Genomic DNA, 21,074 nt, shown 5'->3' with positions numbered 1-21,074 from the left:
AAGGAGAATTATATGTCTAAAACAATTGCTATCAACGCTGGAAGTTCAAGTTTAAAATGGCAGCTATATCAAATGCCAGAAGAAACCGTAATTGCTAAAGGAATTGTCGAAAGAATCGGTTTAGAAGATTCAATTTTTACGATCAAATATGGTGAAGATCAAAAATTTGAGAAAATCATGGACATCGATGATCATGAAGTAGCAGTAAAAATGTTGTTAGATCAACTGATTGCATTACAAATCTTAAGCTCTTACGATGAAATCACTGGGGTAGGACATCGTGTGGTTCATGGTGGAGAAACTTATGCTGATTCTGTAATCGTGGATGAAGCTGTGATGGATCGCATTGAAGAATTGGCAGAGTTTGCACCATTGCATAACCCTGCTAATCTAATGGGTATCAAAGCATTTAAAAAAATCTTACCTGATATCCAAAGTGTGGCTGTGTTTGACACGTCATTCCACGCAACAATGCCAAAAAGCAGTTATTTGTATAGCTTACCTGTTTCTTACTATGAAGATTTCAAAGTAAGAAAATATGGCTTCCATGGTACAAGTCATCGCTATGTAGCAGAACGTGCGGCTAAGATGTTAGAGAAACCAATCGAAGAGTTGAAATTGATCACTTGTCACTTAGGGAATGGTGTTTCAATTACGGCAGTAGATGGTGGAAAATCAGTTGATACTTCGATGGGATTCACACCACTGGCAGGTGTAACAATGGGAACACGCTCAGGGGACATTGATCCAGCTGTTTTACCTTATCTAATGGAAAAATTAGAGATTGATATTGATGAAATGGTCAACATTTTAAACAAAAAATCAGGTTTGTTAGGTCTAACAGGTTTATCAAGTGACATGCGTGATCTTGAGAAAAACTATGAACAAGAACATATCCATTTGGCATATGACATCTTTGTAGACCGTATCCGTAAATATATTGGTGGATATGTGACAACGATGAACGGCGTTGACGCAATTGTTTTCACTGCTGGAATTGGCGAAAATGATGGGCACGTCCGTAGTGAAATCATTAAAGGGATGACATGGTTTGGTTGTGAAATTGATCCTGAAATGAATAAAAAACGTGGGGAAGAATTAGATATCTCCACAAAAGATTCAAAAGTCAAAGTACTTGTCATTCCAACTGATGAAGAATTAATGATCGCTCGTGACGTGGAACGTTTACGTAAATAAATATTCTAATGAAATAGTTGTTAGCCTTTTTTAGGTATGAAATAGTGTAACGAACGTATCATAATTTTAAGAATAAATTTTTTCCGAAGTGAACATTGTTCACTTCGTTTTTTTGTTTTGTCTATAAAAAGTGATTGATTGAAAAAAAGAAATGTTCTTTTTTAAATCAATAAAAAATATAGAAATAAAATAAAGTATTATGAAAAAAAGGGAGGAGATTGAATTGAGAAAAACAAATCGATTAACGATAACGATTATGAGTGTACTAATATTAGCTAATTCATCTATAACTGCCAGTCCATTTGTATACGCAGAACAAAATGAAGTCTCAGGAAAGAAAACAATGAAAAGTGAAATCAGCCAGGCAAATATTTCAGGTGAACATTCAGATGTGAAACAAACGAACATTCCTAATGATCAAAACGTTAAGAAAGCGACTGAGGCAGTGAAACTTCTGTTTGATGAAATAGGAGCAAAAACAAGTAATACCCAAGCAAAAATTAATGAAGTAAAGCTACAAGTAATGGAATTAACAGAAAGTGTACAAAAAACAAAATTATTTGAAAAAATTGTTCAAGCGCAAGAAATGTATGATTCAAAACAGACTAAAATGACAAATTCTAAAGAAAAAAATGGACAAAAAGAATTTGACGAAAAAACTCCTTCCTGTACAATCGACCCCTATATTTATGGGAACGTATACATGACTGGTGCTTATGAAGGGGAAATCAATCAATTTGAATTGATTGTTGGCGATAAAGAATATACCCCAGGTTTTACTTTGTTACCAAATAATCAGTTCAAACTTTATATTGGAAAGAAAATTCCGCCTTCAATTTTTTCAGTCACAGTAAAAATCTTTGATAAAAAAGGAAAAGAGACAAGTTCTCAAAACGTTTCAGTTCAAGCACCGAAACTCACCATTAACAATTACACATTAGGAGAAAACTATGTCAAAGGTGAGTTTATTGGTGATGTTGCTAAATTTAAATTGAGGGTGGGGACCACAGGAAGCACGAAAGAATACACTCCAGGTTTTAGACGATTAGCGAATAATCAATTTGAAGTCTATGCGAAAGATAAAATATTACGTGGAAGTAAAAGAGTCGTTTTGGTTGCTCTGAATTCAGAAGGAGATTTGTTAAAATCTGGTTTAGTTAGAGTCCAATCTCCCTACTTAGATATAAATGACTATAAATTAGGAAATGAATATATTACAGGTACCTATGCTGGGGCAGTAAAGAAATTTAAGTTAGTAGTGGATGGAAAAGAGTATTTTCCAGGATTTAAATTGTTAAAGGATAATCAATTTGAAGTCTACGCGAAAAACAAGGTATCGGCGCTAACTAAATCTATTACTTTGATTAGTTTAGATGAACAAGGAAAAGAAATCGTTAGTAAGCAAGTGGTTTTCATTGATTCAACGAATAAAGACTGACTATTTTTATAGCTGAAGCATTAACGACTCGTATAAAAAGTTACTTGAATAGAAATAGAAGAACAGCCAGTGTCACAAACAAAAATTTTTTTACCGAAGTGAGTAACTTTAACATTGTTTTTTATTTTATAAAATAGTCTATTTAAAAAAATGACATTTTTTTTTAAATAATTAAAAAAAATAGCGAGCCCGAATAGGTTATTATTTCCTTAAATCAAATAAACAAAAAAGGGTGGTTTTTAATTGAAAAAGGGGAACTTGAAAAAGAATTTAGTGTCGTTTTCAACTACGAGTGCATTAGTATTATCTAGTTTATCTGGAGTAGTGACACCAATGGTCCATGCAGATCAAAATGGGGCGGGAGAAGGCATCACTATTACTACTTCGGAAAAAAATGAGAAAAAAGAAGAAGCAAATCAATCAAATCAATCAAGTCAGGCGAGTGAAACAAGTCAAACACACGCTTCAGAAGAAAAAGAAAATAAAAAAGTAGAAGAAACAACAACATCTTCCACTACAAAAGAACAGAACGCATCAAGTGTGCCAGTACCGGAACAGAAGAATACACTTGCAGATGAAGTGATTCAACATGCTACTGATGCAGTCAATAATCTATTTGATGGAAATGGAGCAAAAGTAGGCAATACTAAAGCTCAAATTGATGCGGCGAAACAACAAGTCGAAAGCTTACCAGATAGTGATCAAAAAACAGCGTTGTTGGAAAAAGTCAATCAAGCACAAAAAGCATACGATACATTGATGCAAAAATGGCAAGTTGCGAATGAGACGATGGATAAACACTTTATTGATGGAGATATCGGTAATCCTAAAGGTAGTTTTACAACAGAAGAAATGATCGATCTTGCAGAAAAACTAGGTGAACTTCCTTATATAAACATTCCATTTTTAGAAGGCTATACGACCAATGAATTGCATGAAAAATACGATCAGTTAATTGCTGTATCAAACGCAACGCCAGTGGTGGATCGTCTGTTTTTTAATGGTAAACCAAGTACAAACAATACTCAAAATGATATTAATACTGCATTGAATCTTGTCCACCGTCTTGTGGATGGACCTTATAAAGACAGACTATTAGCGAAAGTACAAGAAGCACAAAAAGCTTATAATGATGCACATATTGTCCAAGATCCTGCAGAAAAACAAGCGGTAGAAGCTGTAAATCAGCTCTTTAATGGAGACACTCCCAAAGAAAGTAATACTCAAGAAGCAATAGATGAAGCTAGAAGAAAAGTAGATGCGGTAAATAATATATCTCCTGTTAAAGCACAATTATTGAAAAAATTAGAAATCGCTCAAGCAGCTTTGGATGATAGAGTAAATGCATTCAAAGTGGATGTTTATCATTATGGAAATGTCCATATGACGGGAGAATACAGTGGGAAAATCAAGAAGTTCAAGTTGATTGTTGATGGCAAAGAATACACACCAGGATTTAAATTATTAGCAAACAATAAATTTCAACTTTATATTGGGAAAAGGATTCCTTCGACAACAAAAACAGTTACAGTGAAAAGTTTTGATTCAAATGGAAAAGAAACAGGTACAAGAGAAGTTGCTGTACAATCACCTAAATTAACGGTGGAAGAATATACAGTAGGTAAAGATTACATCAAAGGTCAAATTGCAGGTGAGGCTAAACAATTCAAATTAATTGTTGATGGCAAAGAATATACACCAGGATTTAAACTTTTAGAGAATAATAATTTTGAAGTGTATGCAAAAAATAAAGTAACAGTAGATTCTAAAAAAGTGATTTTAAAAGTTTTAAATGCTGAAGGTATAGAAATCGGCATGCAAGAAATCACCCTTAACGCTCCAAGCTTAGTTGTAGATTATTATAAAGTAAACACTGATTATATTACAGGAAGCGTGACCGGCAATGTCAAGAAATTCAAATTGATAGTAGATGGAAAAGAGTACTTCCCAGGATTTAAGTTGTTAAAGAATAATCGATTTGAAGTATATGCAAAAAATAAAGTATCAGCAACGTCTAAAACAATTACTTTAGTGAGCTTAGATGAACAAGGGAAAGAAATTTTGAGCAAACAAGTTTCTATCTTGAATTCAGCAATCGAAGATGCTTTAACGATAGTAAATAATTTGTTTGATGGAAATGGAGCAAAAGTAGGCAATACTAAAGCTCAAATTGATGCGGCGAAACAACAAGTCGAAAGCTTACCAGATAGTGATCAAAAAACAGCGTTGTTGGAAAAAGTCAATCAAGCACAAAAAGCATACGATACATTGATGCAAAAATGGCAAGTTGCGAATGAGACGATGGATAAACACTTTATTGATGGAGATATCGGTAATCCTAAAGGTAGTTTTACAACAGAAGAAATGATCGATCTTGCAGAAAAACTAGGTGAACTTCCTTATATAAACATTCCATTTTTAGAAGGCTATACGACCAATGAATTGCATGAAAAATACGATCAGTTAATTGCTGTATCAAACGCAACGCCAGTGGTGGATCGTCTGTTTTTTAATGGTAAACCAAGTACAAACAATACTCAAAATGATATTAATACTGCATTGAATCTTGTCCACCGTCTTGTGGATGGACCTTATAAAGACAGACTGTTAGCGAAAGTACAAGAAGCACAAAAAGCTTATAATGATGCGCACATTATTGTACTTCCTAAAGGAAATAAATAGGCGAATTGATGACAAAGAAATATTTTTATCATGAAATCGATTAGGTTAGAAAAAATGATTGATTGAATAAATAATCTAAAAAAGAGCTTGGAACAAAAGAACGTGCCAAGCTCTTTAGCATATGTAAAAATAAATAAAAGCGGTTGTGACATACTTTTGTCACAACCGCTTGTTTAGTAATTAATCATTCTTTTTCAGGTAATTTATTCTCTAAATCAGTACGTACCACTAGAACATCACAAGTGGCGTTACGAATCACATATTCTGAAACAGAACCAATAAATAGACGTTCAACAGCATTCAATCCTGTTGCACCTAACATGATTAAATCTACATGGTTATCCTCAGGAATTTCTTTAGCGATGATTTGTTTCGGCGAGCCGTATTCAATCACGGTAGTAACATTGTTCAATCCCGCTTTTTTAGCATTTGCTTCATAATCAGCTAGCGTTTGCTTCGCCATTTCAGTTGCTTGCTCTGCCAACATGCCATCAAATGATGAAACGGTTTGGAAAGAACGAGTATCAATCACGTGTGCTAATAAAAGTTCTCCATTATTTCTGATAGCAACGTTTACGGCTTTTTTAAAAGCTAATTCAGCTTCATCAGAGCCATCTACGGCAACCATAATTTTTTTGTACTGTTGTAACATAAGCATTCACTCCTTCAGATAAATCAATCATTTATAATTCTATTGTAAAACAAGTTGAACAAAAAGAGAATTATTTACTGTTTGGTTTGACCATTTTCCGAGCGAAAGTAAAACTGAAGACAGAAGCAACAATAATGACCAAGAGCAGGTAAGCCAAAGCAATAAATCGTTGATTGAAGAAGGCGACAAAAATACCTAACACCCCTAGGAAAGCGTAAATGGCACCATAGAATTGTAAATAGCCACGATTTTTTTCTGTTTCTTCTATTAATACGAAAAAGATGGGTTGTTTTTTTAATAAATAATAGCTAACAAATAATAATAATAATGCGGCAATGCCCATTAAAAGTTGAATCATAGAAATTCCTCCAAAAGTCTAAAGATTGGTCAAATAATGTTTTTCAAGGGATCTACTCGAAAAAAAAGGAGCTGTACCAAGTAATTGGCATAGCCCCTTAATCTTCAAAAAATGGTAATCTCCGTTAATGCCGTTGTTCGTCCTGTAGTATTGATCCCGCGAATTCAAGCAGGTGGGTCCCACGGTCGTAGCCTCGAACTACCAAATGATAAGGCATGTTACCAGCAGTGACACAAGACGGGTCCCAAGATATCAATAAAAATGTTCGGTCAACACACAAAGAGGACAATTCGAACATCACAGATTTCCCACCTCTATAGTAGCATATGGAAATAAAAAGAGCAATGAGAGCGCTCATGGAAAATCAAGTCTATGTCGTTGGCTTATTGCCTCCTGATTTTTTCCATTCTTTGATTCGCTGATATTGTTGCCCAAGGGCTTGTTCATATTTCCCTGTAGTCTTCGGATGATAATAAGACGCTTGTTTTAATTTGTCGGGTAAATATTGTTGGTTCACCCAGGCTTGATCAAAATTGTGAGGGTATTGATAACCAATCCCACGATTCAATGCCTTGGCTCCTTGGTAATGACTGTCTCGTAAATGATCGGGCACTTCGCCAGCGTTGCCTGAGCGGATATCAGCAATCGCTTCATCTAAAGCGGCATAAGCAGAATTTGATTTAGGAGAGAGACAAAGATCAACTACGGCATCTGCTAAAGGAATCCTTGCTTCGGGAAGTCCTAGACGTTCAGCAGCTAAGACAGCATTGACAGTTCTAGCTGCGGCAGCAGGATTTCCTAGACCGATATCTTCATAACCAATCACCATCAAGCGCCGACAGATACTTGCCAGATCACCAGCCTCAACTAAGCGGGCTAGATAATGAAGTGCTGCGTCAACATCGCTTCCTCGGATCGATTTTTGAAATGCTGAAATCACGTCATAGTGAGCATCTCCATCTTTATCATGAGTAAGTGCTTTTCGTTGGATACATTCTTCAACGATCGTTAGCGTTAAGTGAATGATCCCCTGTTCATTTGGCTCGGTCGAACGAGCCGCTAATTCCAAGCCGTTAAGTGTGCTTCGAAGATCGCCGTTCGTTGCCCGTGATAGATGAAGCAAAGCGTTTTCGTCTAATTCAATAGCTAGATTACCAAGCCCACGCTCTTTATCACTTAGAGCTGATCGAACCGCTTGCTGGATATCTAATTCGTTTAAGGGTTTTACTTCAAAAATCTGTGTTCGACTGCGAATAGCAGGATTAATCGTGATATAGGGGTTTTCAGTTGTTGCGCCAATCATGATGATCCGTCCATTTTCCAGATGAGGGAGCAAAAAATCTTGTTTCGTTTTATCAAGACGATGGATTTCATCAAGTAAGAGAATGACAGTGCCACTCATCTTGGCTTCTTCGGCAACTACTTGTAAGTCTTTCTTGGAATCAGTTGCTGCATTGAGCATGCGAAAGGCAAATTTGGTTGAGCCAGCAATCGCACTAGCAATACTGGTTTTACCAGTTCCTGGTGGACCATATAAAATCATGGAAGACAACATTTTGGCATCAACCATTCGCCGAATAATTTTTCCTTCACCAACTAAATGTTCTTGTCCTACGACTTCATCGATCGTTCGTGGACGCATCCGATAAGCTAAAGGTTGCTGCATAAAACGGCCTCCTTTTTTTATTTTTCGTTCGTTAATTATACCATACATTAGGACAATCCACTTTATGGTAACGCTAATTTAGAACGCCGTAAACCGTAAAGTGAAAGGAAACGAGTTTACTCATATTCAGGCTAAGTTTAACAGAGAGGATCTTTATTGAAAGGACTGGGGGACTTTTAAAATAAAGCACCAGTTTCCTCGTTTATTCTGATTTGAGGTAAAATAAAGGGAGTGAAGACATAGATGGCTTGGAGGAGGAGAAAAATGAAAGCGACACGATTATTGAGTGAAACATTGTTACGAGCACAAGAACGGTTTGAAGAAACGTTAGACCAGCTAGATGTAGCAGAAGCAAATACGATGCCGGCACCTTTGATCAAATCAGTAACTTGGCTGATCTGGCATACTGCTCGAGAATTAGACCTTCAAATATCCGATTTGAAAAATAGTGAACCACTGTGGTTTAGTCAAGACTGGTCTGGAAAATTTGCATTAGATCTGCCTGATGATACGCAAGATTGGCAACACACACCTACGGAAGCAAAAAAAGTCGTCATAACAGACAAAAAACTACTTACAGACTATTTAGCTAATAGTGTTTCATTGACGATTGAGTACTTGGAACAAGTCGATGAAGGAACACTTGATGAAGTCATTGATTCCAACTGGACACCTCCTGTCACACGTGAAGATCGTCTCGTGTCGATCATTGATGATGCAGTGATGCATTCTGGTCAGGGAATCTATACTCGCCGACTGGTGATCGGTAAATAATGAATGCTAAACCTTGTTCTGGTTTGAACGGTCTATGTAAAATCCTATAAAAGGCTGTGACAGAAGTGTCTAGTTCTGAAAAATAAGCCGGAGAATCCGAAGATAGTTCTTCCTATTTTTGGGATTTTTCGGCTATTCTTATCTGCCTGTCTATTGCTGTAGGTTTTTCTTGGTTTCCATAGCTTATGCTTTCAATATTGTGTATGATAAGGGTGGTGAATAAAATGACAAATAAAGAGCAATTAGATGAACTTTTATTGAATAAAACAACACCCGAAGTTGCCAGAGATCTTTTAGGGATGTATTTAGAATATGTTACGCCAACTGGTACCGTTGGTGGTTACATCGTTGATGCAGAGGCATATCTTGGTCCAGAAGATGAAGCGGCTCATAGTTTTGGGATGCGCAGAACCCCACGAGTGGCAGCGATGTATGAAAAGCCAGGAACGATTTATCTTTATACGATGCACACCCACCGTATTTTAAATATTATTACGCAACCTGAAGGGATTCCACAAGGGGTAATGATTCGTGCGATCGAGCCTGCAACTGGTGTGGCTCAAATGAGCATTAACAGAGGCGGGAAGACTGGTCCTGATATTAGTAACGGTCCCGGAAAATTGGTAGCGGCATTAGGATTACCACAAGAACTTTATGGACAATCGATTTTAGACAGTCCGTTGCATTTTGTTTTTGAAAAAACAAAAATACCTAAGAAAATCATGGCTTTGCCAAGGATCGGTATTCCTAACAAAGGAGAATGGACAGACAAACCATTACGTTTTGTAGTGGCTGGAAATCCATATCTATCATTACAAAGAAAGAACCTGGTGGAGGAAGACTGGGGTTGGAGGAAGAGAAAATGAAAAAAACAAACTTACTTGACTACTTAGACAAAACAATCGAAAAAACGATCACTGATTATGATGTGGCATTAGACTGGGATACGAAAAACCATACGATTGAAATCATTGTCCGACTATTTGCAGAAAATAAAGCACATTTGGAAATCGATGATGCCCAAGGTGTAGTTTCCGAAGAAGAAATCATTGAATTTGAAGATGGTATTTTATTGTTCAATCCACAAAAATCCCATTTTGATGAAAAAGATTATTTAGCGGTTATTCCTTATGAAGGAAAGAAAGGGATAGCCAAATCGGTCATTGATGCATTGATTGAGTATTTGAACGAAGTATTAGCGCAAGGGCAAAGTGATCTCTTAGATTTTCTTGATGCAGATGATGAAACGGCAGTGTTTGAGTTGAATTGGGAAAATCAACAGTTAGCAAAACTAGTCGAAGAAAAACAGCAAAATGAGACGGACGTCTATTTGCCTTATCCAAGTTATTAAGGAGTGAATGTCATGAAATGGAATGAAGTAAAAGTTGAAACCGCCAGTGAAGCAGTGGAAGCTGTGGCTAATATACTAATGGAAGCAGGAGCAAGCGGTGTTGCGATTGAAGATGCTTTAGACGTTGAAAATTTCAAGTCTGATCAATATGGGGAAATCTTGAATAAAGAAGATTTTACTTCATTAACAGAAGGCGCACTGGTGATGGCTTATTTCCCTGAAACAATTTTTTTACCAGAAATTTTGCCTTTTATCAAAGACCGTGTAGCCCAACTCCCAGAATTTGGCTTGGCGATCGGTAAAAATATCATCACCGTTAGTGAAGTGGAAGAAAGCAACTGGGCAACTGCTTGGAAAAAGTATTATCACCCAGTACGGATCACCAGAATGTTAACGATCGTGCCTAGTTGGGAAGCGTATCAAACAAATGATCCATTAGAAAAGATCATTACATTAGATCCTGGAATGGCATTTGGAACAGGGACACATCCAACTACCTCTTTAACATTGCAAGCATTAGAAACGGTATTGCGTGGCGGAGAAACACTTTTAGATGTAGGAACTGGTTCTGGCGTCTTAAGTATCGCAGCAAAATACTTAGGAGCCAAAGATGTTTATGCCTATGATCTGGATGAAGTGGCTGTTCGTGCAGCGAAAGAAAATATGGATATGAATGAAGTAGCCAAAGATGTTCACGTAGCTGCTAATGATTTATTGAACGGCATCACAATCGAAAGTGATGTTATCGTGGCGAACATCTTAGCAGATATTATTTTGTTGATGATCCCTGATGCTTGGCGCTTATTAAAACAAACGGGGCGCCTGATCGTATCTGGTATCATTGAAGAAAAAAAACAAATGGTCATTGACGCCATGAAAGAACAGGGCTTTGTCGTTGATCAAATTTTCCAACAAAAAGATTGGTATGCAATTATCTTGAAAAAGCCTGAGGTGGAATAAATGCAACGTTACTTTTTAGCAGAGGCGTATCAACCAAATACACGCTTCGAACTTTCGGGAGAGGCATTTCATCATATCGTACGGGTCATGCGCATGGCGCCAAAAGATCAAGTCTATTTAGCATTCAACGATCAAGTATCGATTCGTGCGGAAATCACAGAAATCAGTGAAGATACCGTTTATTTGAGCGAGCTTGAAAAAGAAAAAAGCCAAAAGGAATTACCCAATAACATCACGATTGCCAGTGGTTATCCAAAAGGGGATAAACTAGACTGGATCGTTCAAAAAGGAACAGAATTAGGTGCGCATGGATTTATTGGCTTTCCAGCTAAAACATCTATTGTAAAATGGGATGCGAAAAAAAGAAACAAACGTCAAGAACGTTTGAACAAAATTGCTCAAGAAGCAGCTGAACAATCTCATAGACAGATTGCGCCCCAAGTGGAATTATTGGAAAGTCAGCAAGCTCTTTTTGATCGACTATCTGCTTATGATGTGTTGTTGATTGCTTATGAAGAGTCAGCAAAACAAGGAGAACTAGCCAATTTAGCTAAGGTATTCCAAGAACTCACTGATGGTAGTCGGATTTTAGCCGTTTTTGGTCCTGAAGGAGGTCTTGCTCCTGAAGAAGTTGAAGCCTTTGTTGAAAAAGGTGGAATCTTATGTGGATTAGGACCGCGGATTTTACGTACGGAGACGGCACCTCTTTATCTTTTAAGTGCGGCAAGTTATCAGTGGGAGCTCACTCACTGATAATAACTGAATAAAATCAGGAAAAATTGAAAAAATTCCGAACAATCTGTATAATAAAAACAATTATTTTATTGTAAACAACGGATGACATCAAATGAATGGTGTGCATGAGTTTGTTTCTAGTTATGTTATAAAAAAGAAGAATGGTTTTTAATATTATTCGGAGCAACAGCTGTTGTTCGTAACCTTTGAAAGGGGGATGTTCCATGCCAAAAGAAGAATTATTGACAGGTCCTGGAGTGATTAAATTGGTTAGCCAATACATGGGACCTGATCATGTAGCATTTGTTCAAAAAGCTTGCGATTATGCAACGGCTGCTCACGATGGCCAGTTTCGTAAATCAGGCGAACCATACATTATCCATCCTATCCAAGTTGCTGGGATCTTAGCTGATTTAAGAATGGACCCCCATACTGTTGCAACTGGTTTTTTGCATGATGTTGTAGAAGACACCGACGTTACTTTGGATGATTTGAAAGAAGAATTTGGTCCAGACGTTGCGATGTTAGTTGACGGTGTAACGAAACTAGGGAAAATTAAATACAAATCACATGAAGAACAATTAGCAGAAAATCATCGAAAGATGTTATTAGCTATGGCGCAAGATTTACGTGTAATTATGGTGAAATTAGCTGATCGACTACATAACATGCGTACGCTAAAACATCTTCGTGAAGATAAACAACGTCGAATCGCCCAAGAAACTTTAGAAATTTATGCACCATTAGCTCATCGCTTGGGGATCAGTCGAATCAAATGGGAATTAGAAGATACCGCACTTCGCTATCTCAATCCTAAACAATATTATCGAATCGTGCATTTGATGCAAACGAAACGAGAAGAACGAGAAAAATATGTCAACGCCACAGTCGAAGATATTCGTCTAGCAACAGAAGAACTAGATATTTATGCAGAAATCTATGGACGTCCTAAACACATTTATTCTATTTATCGGAAAATGAAAGACCAAAAGAAACAATTCAATGAAATCTATGATTTACTTGCAATACGGGTAATCGTTGACTCTATCAAGGATTGTTATGCTGTTTTAGGAGCAATCCATACCAAATGGAAACCAATGCCAGGGCGGTTTAAAGATTATATTGCTATGCCTAAAGCAAATATGTATCAATCCTTGCATACAACAGTCATTGGACCAGCTGGAAATCCGGTAGAGATCCAGATACGAACTCAAGAAATGCACGAAATCGCCGAGTTCGGGGTGGCTGCACATTGGGCATACAAAGAAGGTAAAAATGATAAGGTCGAACCAGATGGTATCACGAAACAATTAAGCTGGTTCCACGAAATCATTGAACTGCAAGATGAAAGTTATGATGCTTCAGAATTTATGGAAGGTGTCAAAGGAGATATCTTTAGTGATAAGGTCTATGTTTTCACTCCTAAAGGGGACGTGACAGAACTGCCAAAAGGTTCTGGACCTTTAGATTTTGCTTATAGTATCCATACTGACATTGGAAATAAAACAACGGGTGCCAAAATCAACGGCAAAATGGTTCAATTAGATTATAAGTTGAAAAATGGGGACATCATTGAGATTTTGACTTCACCTAATTCGTTTGGTCCAAGTCGAGATTGGTTGAAATTAGTTGCTACGAGTAAAGCTCGCAATAAAATCAAACGTTTCTTCAAAGCGCAAGACAGAGAAGAAAATATCATCAAAGGACATGAAGCAATCACAAAATGTATTATCGATCTAGGCTTTGCACCAAAAGAAATATTAGCAAAAAGTAAGCTGCAAGATGCTTTAGAAAAGCTGAATTATCAAACGGAAGATGATATGTATGCAGCTGTGGGTTATGGTGAAGTCAGTGCATTGACGATGGCGAACCGTTTGACTGAAAAAGAAAGAAAAGAACAAAAGATCGAGCAACAAAAACAAGAAGCTGAAGAAATCATGAACCAACCGAAAAAAGAACCGGAAAAAATGAAGGTTCGCCATGAAGGTGGTGTCGTGATTCAAGGTGTCGATAACTTGTTGATTCGGATCAGTCGTTGCTGTAACCCGATCCCTGGAGATGATATCGTGGGTTATATCACTAAAGGAAGAGGAATCTCGATTCACCGAAGAGACTGTCCGAATGTCCAAGTAGACAAGCCGAATGTGGCCGAACGCCTGATCGAAGTTGAATGGGAAGATACCTCAAATACCAGAAAAGAATATGATGCTGATCTGGAAATTTATGGTTATAATCGTTCCGGCATGTTAAATGATGTCTTACAAACGGTAAATACCATGACTAAAAACTTAAACAGCGTGGAAGCGAGAACCAACAAAGACAAAATGGCAACGATCCATTTAACAGTAGGGATCCAAAATCTTGCTCACCTAAAGAGCATCGTGGATAAAATCAAAGCTGTACCAGATGTGTATAGCGTGCGACGAACCAATGGTTAGGAGGAAAACACGTGAGAGCTGTTGTCCAGCGAGTAAGTAAAGCTTCAGTGACGATCGATCAACAAGAAGTTGGGAAGATCGATCAAGGGCTGGTTATTTTACTAGGTATTCATGAAAAAGATACGCAAGATGATGTTGATTATTTAGTAAAAAAAATTGCACAAATGCGTATTTTTGAAGATGAACAAGGAAAAATGAACCGTAGTGTAGAAGATGTCGAAGGACAAATTTTGAGTGTGTCCCAATTTACGCTGTTTGCAGATACTAAAAAAGGAAATCGTCCAAGTTTCATCTCAGCAGCTCGTCCCGAAACAGCTATTCCACTATACGAGGCTTTTAATGAAGGGATTAGAAATAGAGGGATTACCGTAGCAACCGGCCAATTTGGAGCTGACATGGCAGTTTCTTTGATCAATGACGGTCCGGTTACTATTATCATTGATTCTCAAAATAAATAAGAGATACTAGTGTATTCATAATTGATTGAAATAAGATGGGCATGTCTCGTCAAGTCCAACCGATCCTCAGAGATTCGCACAAGCGATGAATCTTTGAGTGATCGGTTTTTTGTGTGCCTACTCGAAAAGTGTCATACAGATGGGGGAACCTATTTTTTAAGGAAAAAAGAGTGATTTTAGAGGAGAAATAGTTCTAAAATCGAGTCCATTTGGTCTTTTTGGTTTTAGAACACTTTTTTTGTCAGCTATCTAAAAAAAAGATAAGCTAATAATAGATGAAGTGTTCTATTGGAGGAGATAAAAGATGAAAGAGGTACCAGTAGTCGATATAAAGATAACCGAGATTAAAAAAAGATATGAGCAAGGTTATCACTTGTTAGAGGAATTACGTAAAGAGGCAAATGCGCCAGTAGTGAAAGCAAAAATCTTCAATAAAGAAGCGATTGTGATCTATGGAAAAGAAGCCGCTCAAATTTTTTATGATCCAAGGAATTTCAAACGAAAAGGAGCAATGCCTAAATTAGTATTAAAAACGTTGTTTGGGAAAGATGGTGTTCAAACGCTAGACGGTGCCCAACACCATCATCGCAAATCGATTTTTATGGATTTGATGACACCGGAAAGAATGGATACGTACCATCAAATTTTAGAAAAAAATTTGTCTCAAGCGTTAAACGAACAACATGGACAATTTGAATTATTTGATTTAAGTAAACAAGTACTATTTACTTCGATTTGTGAATGGTCAGGAATCAACTTAGCAGAATTGACCGATGAAGAAATCAATCAGTTCGCTGATTACCAAATTTCTATGATCAGTGGGACATTTACGTCGCCAATCGATCATATCAAAGGGGTTGAAAATCGTAAAAAATCTGAACAATGGGCTCAAAGGTTGATTGAGGATGCACGAGCAAACCCTGTTCCAGGTAAAGAAGATGTCGCTTTATATGCTTTTGCCCAAGCAACTGATCTTGATGGTAATTTGTTGCCAATCGAAGTGGCTGCGGTGGAATTGCTCAATATTATTCGACCAACTGTAGCATTGACAGTCTGGGCAGCTTTGATGGGACATGCTTTATTCAGTCGACCAGACTTAAAACAGCAGTTAAAAAATGACTTTACAGAACTTCAAGATCCGTTTATTCAGGAAATGCGTCGTTACTATCCATTTTTCCCAATGTTGCCAGCCATTGCTTTAAAAGATGTGTCAGTTGACGGCTATCTTATTCCTAAAGATAGTTGGGTTATTTTGGATCTATACGGGACGAATCATGATGAACGTACAATCGATGCGCCAGATTCATTCATGATCAAACGTTATTTAGGGAAAGCAAAAGATCTTTCTTACGAAGAGGAATATGAGATGATTGCTCAAGGTGGAGGAGACTTTCGACAAATGCATCGCTGTGCGGGAGAATGGATCACTTTACACAGTTTACGGGTCTTTTCTGACCAATTAGTCAACCATTATGAATTTTCAGTACCTGAACAAGATTGGACGATCCCTAGTAATCAATTTCCAACTTATCCTAATAGTCGTGTACTCTTATATAAAGAATAGTGCGTAGAAAATAAAAAGTCTGAAATATAAATCTCATTCTGTAGCGCCCCCCAAAAAAAGTTAGACTAAAAAACTAACTTTTGGGGGGCGCTTTATTTTTTATTCTAAAGCAAGTAAACGGTGTTCAAGCAACAGCTCCTTGAAATAAGCCTGAATTTTTCAAAACATGAGAAGCTGTTTTAAAAAATCCTTTCTTATTGTCATCGGAGCTTCCCGTTGCTTTCACAACCTCTTACTTCAAAAGTTCTTTTAGTTTAGCTTTTTTTCTTTTTGTTTTAGACTAAAGAAAAAAGGAGGAATTGCGAATGGCAGAAATAAGAATTGGACATTCACAAGTTTACGCTGAACAACTTGGCTTAGGAGCGAATGCGATCGGTGGTCATAATCTTTTTGCTAACTTAAAAGATGAAACTGGGAAAGAAGTTGTACGAACCGCTTTGCAAAACGGCATCAATTTAATTGATACTGCTTATGCTTATGGAAATGGACGTTCAGAAGAACTGATCGGTGAAGTCTTGCAAGAAAATGAATTTGATCGTTCACGGGTGATCATTGCCACTAAAGCTGCCCATGTTCCTGGACAAAAAGGGGTATTCAATAATTCACCAGAATTTTTGACCCGTTCTGTAGAAGAAGCACTCCGACGTTTACAAACTGATTATATTGATATTTTTTATATCCATTTTCCAGATAAAGAAACGCCAAAAAATGAAGCAGTCGCTGCGTTGCACAAACTAAAAGAAGCAGGGAAGATCCGTGCAATCGGAGTCTCTAATTTTTCAATGACTCAACTGAAAGAAGCAAATCAAGATGGCTATGTTGATGTTGTTGAAGATAAATTTAGTTTGATCCATCGTGAAGCTGAAAAAGAACGTTGGCCTTATCTTGAACAACATAACATTAGTTTTGTCCCTTATTTTCCACTTGCTTCCGGCTTGTTAACGGGAAAATATCATTTAAATAGTCTTCAAAGTATGGCTCCAGATGACCCTCGTAAGAAGAATCCGGATTTTCAAGGAGAGAGGTTTGAAAAAATCATTCAGGCTGTCGAACAACTTGCACCGATTGCGAAAAACAATCAAGCTAGTATTGCTCAACTCGTTTTAGCTTGGTATATGAAAAATCCACGGATTTCTGTCGTGATACCTGGAGCGAAAAAACCGGAACAAGTTAGAGATAATGCTCGTGCATTAGATATTCATTTATCGTCCACTGATTACCATACCATTGATCAACTCTTTAAAGATTTTTAGAAAAATACAGAGAAGGTCGTGACAGAAGAAGTTAGCTCTGAAAAAATGGGCGTGTGCTGGAATGAAGGATGCTAGTAATTAAGGAGATGTTTCATTCAGTTAGTCGGTTAGCACCTTATTAATTCTCAGTTGATTTACAGATTTTTCTTGACTTTACGCCTTGTTTTTAGTAGGTTATAGGTAATATTGAAAATATCAATGAAAGAGCGAGTAAGTTTCTGAAGCTTTACAAGAGAGGATCATCAAGGCTGAAAATGATCTAAAGTTTTAAATTCTAAAAGACACTCTGGAGATGGACGAGTGAAAAGCCGTCCCGTGTACGAGCGTTAATCGTTAGAGGAAAGAGCAATCTTTCAAAAATAGGTGGTACCGTGTATGAATTAGTCATTCACCCTTGTTCGTAATGAATAAGGGTGGATTTTTTTTTACATAGAAAAGTAAAGGGGAGAAAAAAATGAGTTTCCAAAGACCAAAAGGAACAAATGATATTTTACCTGGTGAGTCAGAAAAATGGCAGTTCGTGGAAGAAACAGCGCGTTTATTGTTTAGAGATTATCAATACAATGAAATCCGCACGCCTATTTTTGAACACTATGAAGTCATTTCTCGAAGTGTAGGGGATACAACGGATATCGTGTCAAAAGAAATGTATGATTTCTATGACAAAGGGGAACGCCACATCACTTTACGTCCAGAAGGAACAGCACCGATCGTTCGTTCTTTTGTGGAACATAAATTATTTGGACCAGAATATGCAAAACCTTATAAAACATTTTATATGGGACCAATGTTTCGTTATGAACGCCCTCAAAAAGGTCGTTTACGTCAATTCCATCAAATAGGAGTAGAAGCTTTTGGTTCTGACAATCCAGCAACTGACGTGGAAAGCATGGTTATGGCCCTTGATTTCTTCAAACAATTAGGAATCACTCAAATTCGATTAGTGATCAACTCGCTAGGAGATAAAGAAACGCGTCAAGCATATCGTCAAGCATTGATCGACTATCTTTCACCATTTGAAAAAGAGTTGAGTGAAGATTCACAACGTCGTTTGCATGAGAATCCGTTGCGGGTGTTAGATAGTAAAGACAAACGAGATCAAAAGTTTGTTGCTGATGCACCATCGATTTTAGATTTCTTAAGCGAAACAGCACAAAAACATTTTGATATGGTCGTTGCTATGTTGGATGCACTTAATATACCTTACGAAATCGATAGCACGATGGTTCGAGGGTTGGATTACTATACACATACAATCTTTGAGATTATGAGTGATGCACCAAAGATGGGCGCACAAGCGACGATTTGTGCAGGTGGACGTTACGATAATCTGGTTGAAGAACTAGGCGGACCTCAAACACCCGGGTTTGGTTTTGCGATGGGGATCGAACGCTTGCTGTTAACAATGGAAGCAGAAGAAGTCGTGATTCCGGCATTTAATGAATTAGATGCTTATGTCGTGGCTTTAGGCGAAGAAACGAATATCGAAGCATTGAAACTGGTGCAAACGATCCGCAATTTTGGGTTTTCAGCTGATCGTGATTTTATGGATCGTAAAGCAAAAGCACAATTCAAAACGGCTGATAAAGCGAATGCTAAGTTAGTGTTAGTTATTGGCGGAGATGAGCTGGAAAACCAAACGGTCACAGTCAAATCAATGGCTAATAGAAAAGAAAAAAGCTTTAGTTTAACAGAAGTTTATGAACATTTTGATGAAGTCTATGATGAAATGACTTTATTCGAGTAGGAGGAAAAAGAAAAATGGCACAAAGAACAACTTATTGCGGTTTGATTTCAGCAAAAGAACTAGATCAAACTGTTACATTAAAAGGGTGGGTACAAAAGCGAAGAGACCTAGGGGGAGTAATCTTTATTGATTTACGTGACCGAGAAGGAATCGTCCAAATCGTTTTCAATCCTGAAGTCAATAAAGAAGCATGGGAAATCGCGGATAAATGTCGGAGTGAATACGTGATTGAAATCACTGGTGTGGTTCGTAAACGTGAGGAGCTAGCCATCAACCCTAAAATGGTCACTGGTGAATATGAAGTATTCGCAAACGAAATTGTTATCTTGAACAAAGCAAAAACACCACCGTTTTTGATTGAAGACGATCAAACAGTCGGAGACGAGATCCGTATGAAATATCGTTATTTAGATTTGCGTCGTCCAAAAATGACGAAAAATATCAAAATGAGAAATGAAACAACGAAAGCAATCCGTCATTATTTAGATGATAATGATTTCATGGATATCGAAACACCTTATTTAGGAAAATCAACGCCAGAAGGGGCTCGTGACTATCTTGTTCCTTCGCGTGTTTACCCAGGGCACTTCTATGCGTTACCTCAATCACCTCAGTTGTTTAAACAATTATTGATGAACGCAGGATTTGATCGTTACTACCAAATCGTTCGTTGTTTCCGTGACGAAGATCTTCGTGGTGATCGTCAGCCAGAATTTACTCAAGTAGATATTGAAACGACATTCTTGACGGCAGAAGAAATCCAAGATTATACCGAAGGCTTGATTGCGAAAGTGATGAAAGATGTTCGTGGAATCGACGTTACTTTACCGTTTCCTCGCATGACGTATGACGAAGCAATGAATCGCTACGGTAGTGATAAACCAGATACACGTTTTGAGATGGAGTTGATCGACTTAAGTGAAATCGTCAAAGATGTTGATTTCAAAGTCTTCCAAATGGCTCTTGAAAAAGGTGGCGTCGTCAAAGTTTTAAATGCTAAAAATGCTTCAAGCAACTACTCTCGTAAAGATTTAGATAATCTTGGGCAATACGCTAGCCAATTTGGTGCGAAGGGATTAGCTTGGCTAAAAGTAGAAGAGGACGGCTTGAAAGGTCCAATCGCTAAATTTATGGGAGATGCAACAGAAGCAATCGTTCAAGCGACAAACGCTGAAGTTGGAGACATTTTATTATTTGGTGCGGATACAAAAGAAATCGTAGCTGCAACACTAGGGGCAATCCGTACACGCTTAGGAAAAGAATTAGGCTTAATTGATGAATCAAAATTCAATTTCTTGTGGATCACAGAATGGCCACAATTTGAATATTCTGCAGAAGAAGGACGCTACGTATCCGCTCATCATCCATTTACGATGCCAAAAGAAGAAGATCTTGAACGCTTGAGTACAGATCCAGCTAGTGTCTATGCAGAAGCATATGATATCGTATTGAATGGCTATGAGCTAGGCGGTGGCTCAATCCGGATCCATACTCGTGAAATCCAAGAAAAAGTCTTAGAAACTTTAGGCTTTACGAAGGAACAAATGGAGGAACAATTTGGTTTCCTATTAACTGCATTGGATTATGGGTTCCCACCACATGGCGGTATTGCTCTTGGCTTGGACCGTTTTGTGATGTTACTTGCTGGTGAAGAAAACATTCGTGAAGTTATTGCTTTCCCTAAAAATGGTAGAGCAGCAGATGTCATGAGTGATGCACCAAGTACGGTATCAGATGCCCAATTATTTGACTTGAATATTGATGTAACCAGCATGGACTAAGTTTATTCGTATTGAACAAA

At 37.5% G+C, this 21,074-nt stretch carries 17 protein-coding genes and 1 other RNA gene; 14 read left to right on the top strand and 4 right to left on the bottom strand.

Features of this window, described 5'->3' with window-relative positions; translation table 11 throughout:
* Window positions 1-12 precede the first annotated feature (12 nt).
* The 3 genes from IGK81_RS11125 to IGK81_RS11115 all read left to right on the top strand — a co-directional run bounded on the left by IGK81_RS11125 (window position 13) and on the right by IGK81_RS11115 (window position 5,317).
* On the top strand, window positions 13-1,197 hold the full coding sequence (locus IGK81_RS11125) for an acetate/propionate family kinase (RefSeq protein WP_010737077.1): 1,185 nt from the start codon (window positions 13-15) through the stop codon (window positions 1,195-1,197).
* A 223-nt stretch (window positions 1,198-1,420) separates the two neighbouring features.
* The gene (locus tag IGK81_RS11120; protein ID WP_034700729.1) at window positions 1,421-2,635 is read left to right on the top strand and encodes an immunoglobulin-like domain-containing protein; all 1,215 of its coding nucleotides are present in this window, start codon (window positions 1,421-1,423) and stop codon (window positions 2,633-2,635) included.
* Between the two features lie 243 nt (window positions 2,636-2,878).
* Window positions 2,879-5,317, top strand: coding sequence for an immunoglobulin-like domain-containing protein (locus IGK81_RS11115; RefSeq protein ID WP_178306380.1), 2,439 nt, complete (start codon window positions 2,879-2,881; stop codon window positions 5,315-5,317).
* A gap of 184 nt (window positions 5,318-5,501) precedes the next feature.
* On the opposite strand, the gene IGK81_RS11110 is transcribed toward IGK81_RS11115, so the two are convergent.
* The 4 genes from IGK81_RS11110 to IGK81_RS11095 all read right to left on the bottom strand — a co-directional run bounded on the left by IGK81_RS11110 (window position 5,502) and on the right by IGK81_RS11095 (window position 7,993).
* On the bottom strand, window positions 5,502-5,969 hold the full coding sequence (locus IGK81_RS11110) for a universal stress protein (RefSeq protein ID WP_010720888.1): 468 nt from the start codon (window positions 5,967-5,969) through the stop codon (window positions 5,502-5,504).
* A gap of 70 nt (window positions 5,970-6,039) precedes the next feature.
* Complete coding sequence (locus tag IGK81_RS11105) at window positions 6,040-6,327, bottom strand: hypothetical protein (protein ID WP_010720887.1); 288 nt, start codon at window positions 6,325-6,327, stop codon at window positions 6,040-6,042.
* A gap of 114 nt (window positions 6,328-6,441) precedes the next feature.
* Window positions 6,442-6,636, bottom strand: a non-coding RNA gene (gene ssrS / locus IGK81_RS11100) — 6S RNA.
* Between the two features lie 61 nt (window positions 6,637-6,697).
* On the bottom strand, window positions 6,698-7,993 hold the full coding sequence (locus IGK81_RS11095; RefSeq protein ID WP_010720886.1) for a replication-associated recombination protein A: 1,296 nt from the start codon (window positions 7,991-7,993) through the stop codon (window positions 6,698-6,700).
* A gap of 264 nt (window positions 7,994-8,257) precedes the next feature.
* On the opposite strand from IGK81_RS11095, the gene IGK81_RS11090 reads away from it, so the two are divergent.
* The 11 genes from IGK81_RS11090 to aspS all read left to right on the top strand — a co-directional run bounded on the left by IGK81_RS11090 (window position 8,258) and on the right by aspS (window position 21,054).
* Window positions 8,258-8,767 (top strand): DinB family protein, encoded by a 510-nt coding sequence (locus IGK81_RS11090; protein WP_034699958.1) that lies wholly within the window; start codon window positions 8,258-8,260, stop codon window positions 8,765-8,767.
* A 224-nt stretch (window positions 8,768-8,991) separates the two neighbouring features.
* Window positions 8,992-9,633, top strand: a complete 642-nt coding sequence (locus IGK81_RS11085; RefSeq protein ID WP_010737082.1) for a DNA-3-methyladenine glycosylase — start codon at window positions 8,992-8,994, stop codon at window positions 9,631-9,633.
* Window positions 9,630-10,118 (top strand): DUF3013 family protein, encoded by a 489-nt coding sequence (locus tag IGK81_RS11080; protein ID WP_034699955.1) that lies wholly within the window; start codon window positions 9,630-9,632, stop codon window positions 10,116-10,118. The genes IGK81_RS11085 and IGK81_RS11080 overlap by 4 nt, the downstream gene beginning before the upstream one ends.
* A 12-nt stretch (window positions 10,119-10,130) precedes the next feature.
* Window positions 10,131-11,078, top strand: a complete 948-nt coding sequence (prmA, locus tag IGK81_RS11075; protein ID WP_034699952.1) for a 50S ribosomal protein L11 methyltransferase — start codon at window positions 10,131-10,133, stop codon at window positions 11,076-11,078.
* Window positions 11,079-11,831, top strand: a complete 753-nt coding sequence (locus IGK81_RS11070; protein ID WP_034699950.1) for a 16S rRNA (uracil(1498)-N(3))-methyltransferase — start codon at window positions 11,079-11,081, stop codon at window positions 11,829-11,831.
* 206 nt (window positions 11,832-12,037) lie between these two features.
* On the top strand, window positions 12,038-14,251 hold the full coding sequence (locus IGK81_RS11065; protein WP_010720880.1) for a RelA/SpoT family protein: 2,214 nt from the start codon (window positions 12,038-12,040) through the stop codon (window positions 14,249-14,251).
* An 11-nt stretch (window positions 14,252-14,262) separates the two neighbouring features.
* Complete coding sequence (gene dtd, locus IGK81_RS11060; RefSeq protein ID WP_034699948.1) at window positions 14,263-14,709, top strand: D-aminoacyl-tRNA deacylase; 447 nt, start codon at window positions 14,263-14,265, stop codon at window positions 14,707-14,709.
* A gap of 304 nt (window positions 14,710-15,013) precedes the next feature.
* Window positions 15,014-16,273: a cytochrome P450 gene (locus IGK81_RS11055; protein ID WP_034699946.1), complete on the top strand. Its 1,260-nt coding sequence runs from the start codon at window positions 15,014-15,016 to the stop codon at window positions 16,271-16,273.
* A gap of 305 nt (window positions 16,274-16,578) precedes the next feature.
* Window positions 16,579-17,526 (top strand): aldo/keto reductase, encoded by a 948-nt coding sequence (locus tag IGK81_RS11050; protein ID WP_010737088.1) that lies wholly within the window; start codon window positions 16,579-16,581, stop codon window positions 17,524-17,526.
* Window positions 17,527-17,980: 454 nt separating this feature from the next.
* A complete protein-coding gene (gene hisS / locus IGK81_RS11045) occupies window positions 17,981-19,273 on the top strand; it encodes a histidine--tRNA ligase (RefSeq protein ID WP_010720876.1) in 1,293 nt (430 codons plus the stop codon).
* Between the two features lie 14 nt (window positions 19,274-19,287).
* The gene (aspS, locus tag IGK81_RS11040) at window positions 19,288-21,054 is read left to right on the top strand and encodes an aspartate--tRNA ligase (protein WP_034699943.1); all 1,767 of its coding nucleotides are present in this window, start codon (window positions 19,288-19,290) and stop codon (window positions 21,052-21,054) included.
* Window positions 21,055-21,074 lie beyond the last annotated feature (20 nt).

Origin of the sequence: Enterococcus sp. DIV0703 (genome assembly GCF_051711065.1) — a bacterium.
Classification (GTDB): Bacteria; Bacillota; Bacilli; order Lactobacillales; family Enterococcaceae; genus Enterococcus_B; species Enterococcus_B hirae.
The sequence above is the reverse complement of the archived record's forward strand: the minus strand, read 5'-3'. Positions and strand labels throughout refer to the sequence as shown.

Excerpts from the sequence above, each read along its gene's own strand:
- IGK81_RS11125 (WP_010737077.1), top strand. The coding sequence starts at position 13 with ATGTCTAAAACAATTGCTATCAACGCTGGAAGTTCAAGTTTAAAATGG.
- IGK81_RS11110 (WP_010720888.1), bottom strand. The coding sequence starts at position 5,969 with ATGTTACAACAGTACAAAAAAATTATGGTTGCCGTAGATGGCTCTGAT.
- IGK81_RS11105 (WP_010720887.1), bottom strand. The coding sequence starts at position 6,327 with ATGATTCAACTTTTAATGGGCATTGCCGCATTATTATTATTATTTGTT.
- IGK81_RS11095 (WP_010720886.1), bottom strand. The coding sequence starts at position 7,993 with ATGCAGCAACCTTTAGCTTATCGGATGCGTCCACGAACGATCGATGAA.
- IGK81_RS11090 (WP_034699958.1), top strand. The coding sequence starts at position 8,258 with ATGAAAGCGACACGATTATTGAGTGAAACATTGTTACGAGCACAAGAA.
- IGK81_RS11085 (WP_010737082.1), top strand. The coding sequence starts at position 8,992 with ATGACAAATAAAGAGCAATTAGATGAACTTTTATTGAATAAAACAACA.
- IGK81_RS11080 (WP_034699955.1), top strand. The coding sequence starts at position 9,630 with ATGAAAAAAACAAACTTACTTGACTACTTAGACAAAACAATCGAAAAA.
- prmA (WP_034699952.1), top strand. The coding sequence starts at position 10,131 with ATGAAATGGAATGAAGTAAAAGTTGAAACCGCCAGTGAAGCAGTGGAA.
- IGK81_RS11070 (WP_034699950.1), top strand. The coding sequence starts at position 11,079 with ATGCAACGTTACTTTTTAGCAGAGGCGTATCAACCAAATACACGCTTC.
- IGK81_RS11065 (WP_010720880.1), top strand. The coding sequence starts at position 12,038 with ATGCCAAAAGAAGAATTATTGACAGGTCCTGGAGTGATTAAATTGGTT.
- IGK81_RS11055 (WP_034699946.1), top strand. The coding sequence starts at position 15,014 with ATGAAAGAGGTACCAGTAGTCGATATAAAGATAACCGAGATTAAAAAA.
- IGK81_RS11050 (WP_010737088.1), top strand. The coding sequence starts at position 16,579 with ATGGCAGAAATAAGAATTGGACATTCACAAGTTTACGCTGAACAACTT.
- hisS (WP_010720876.1), top strand. The coding sequence starts at position 17,981 with ATGAGTTTCCAAAGACCAAAAGGAACAAATGATATTTTACCTGGTGAG.
- aspS (WP_034699943.1), top strand. The coding sequence starts at position 19,288 with ATGGCACAAAGAACAACTTATTGCGGTTTGATTTCAGCAAAAGAACTA.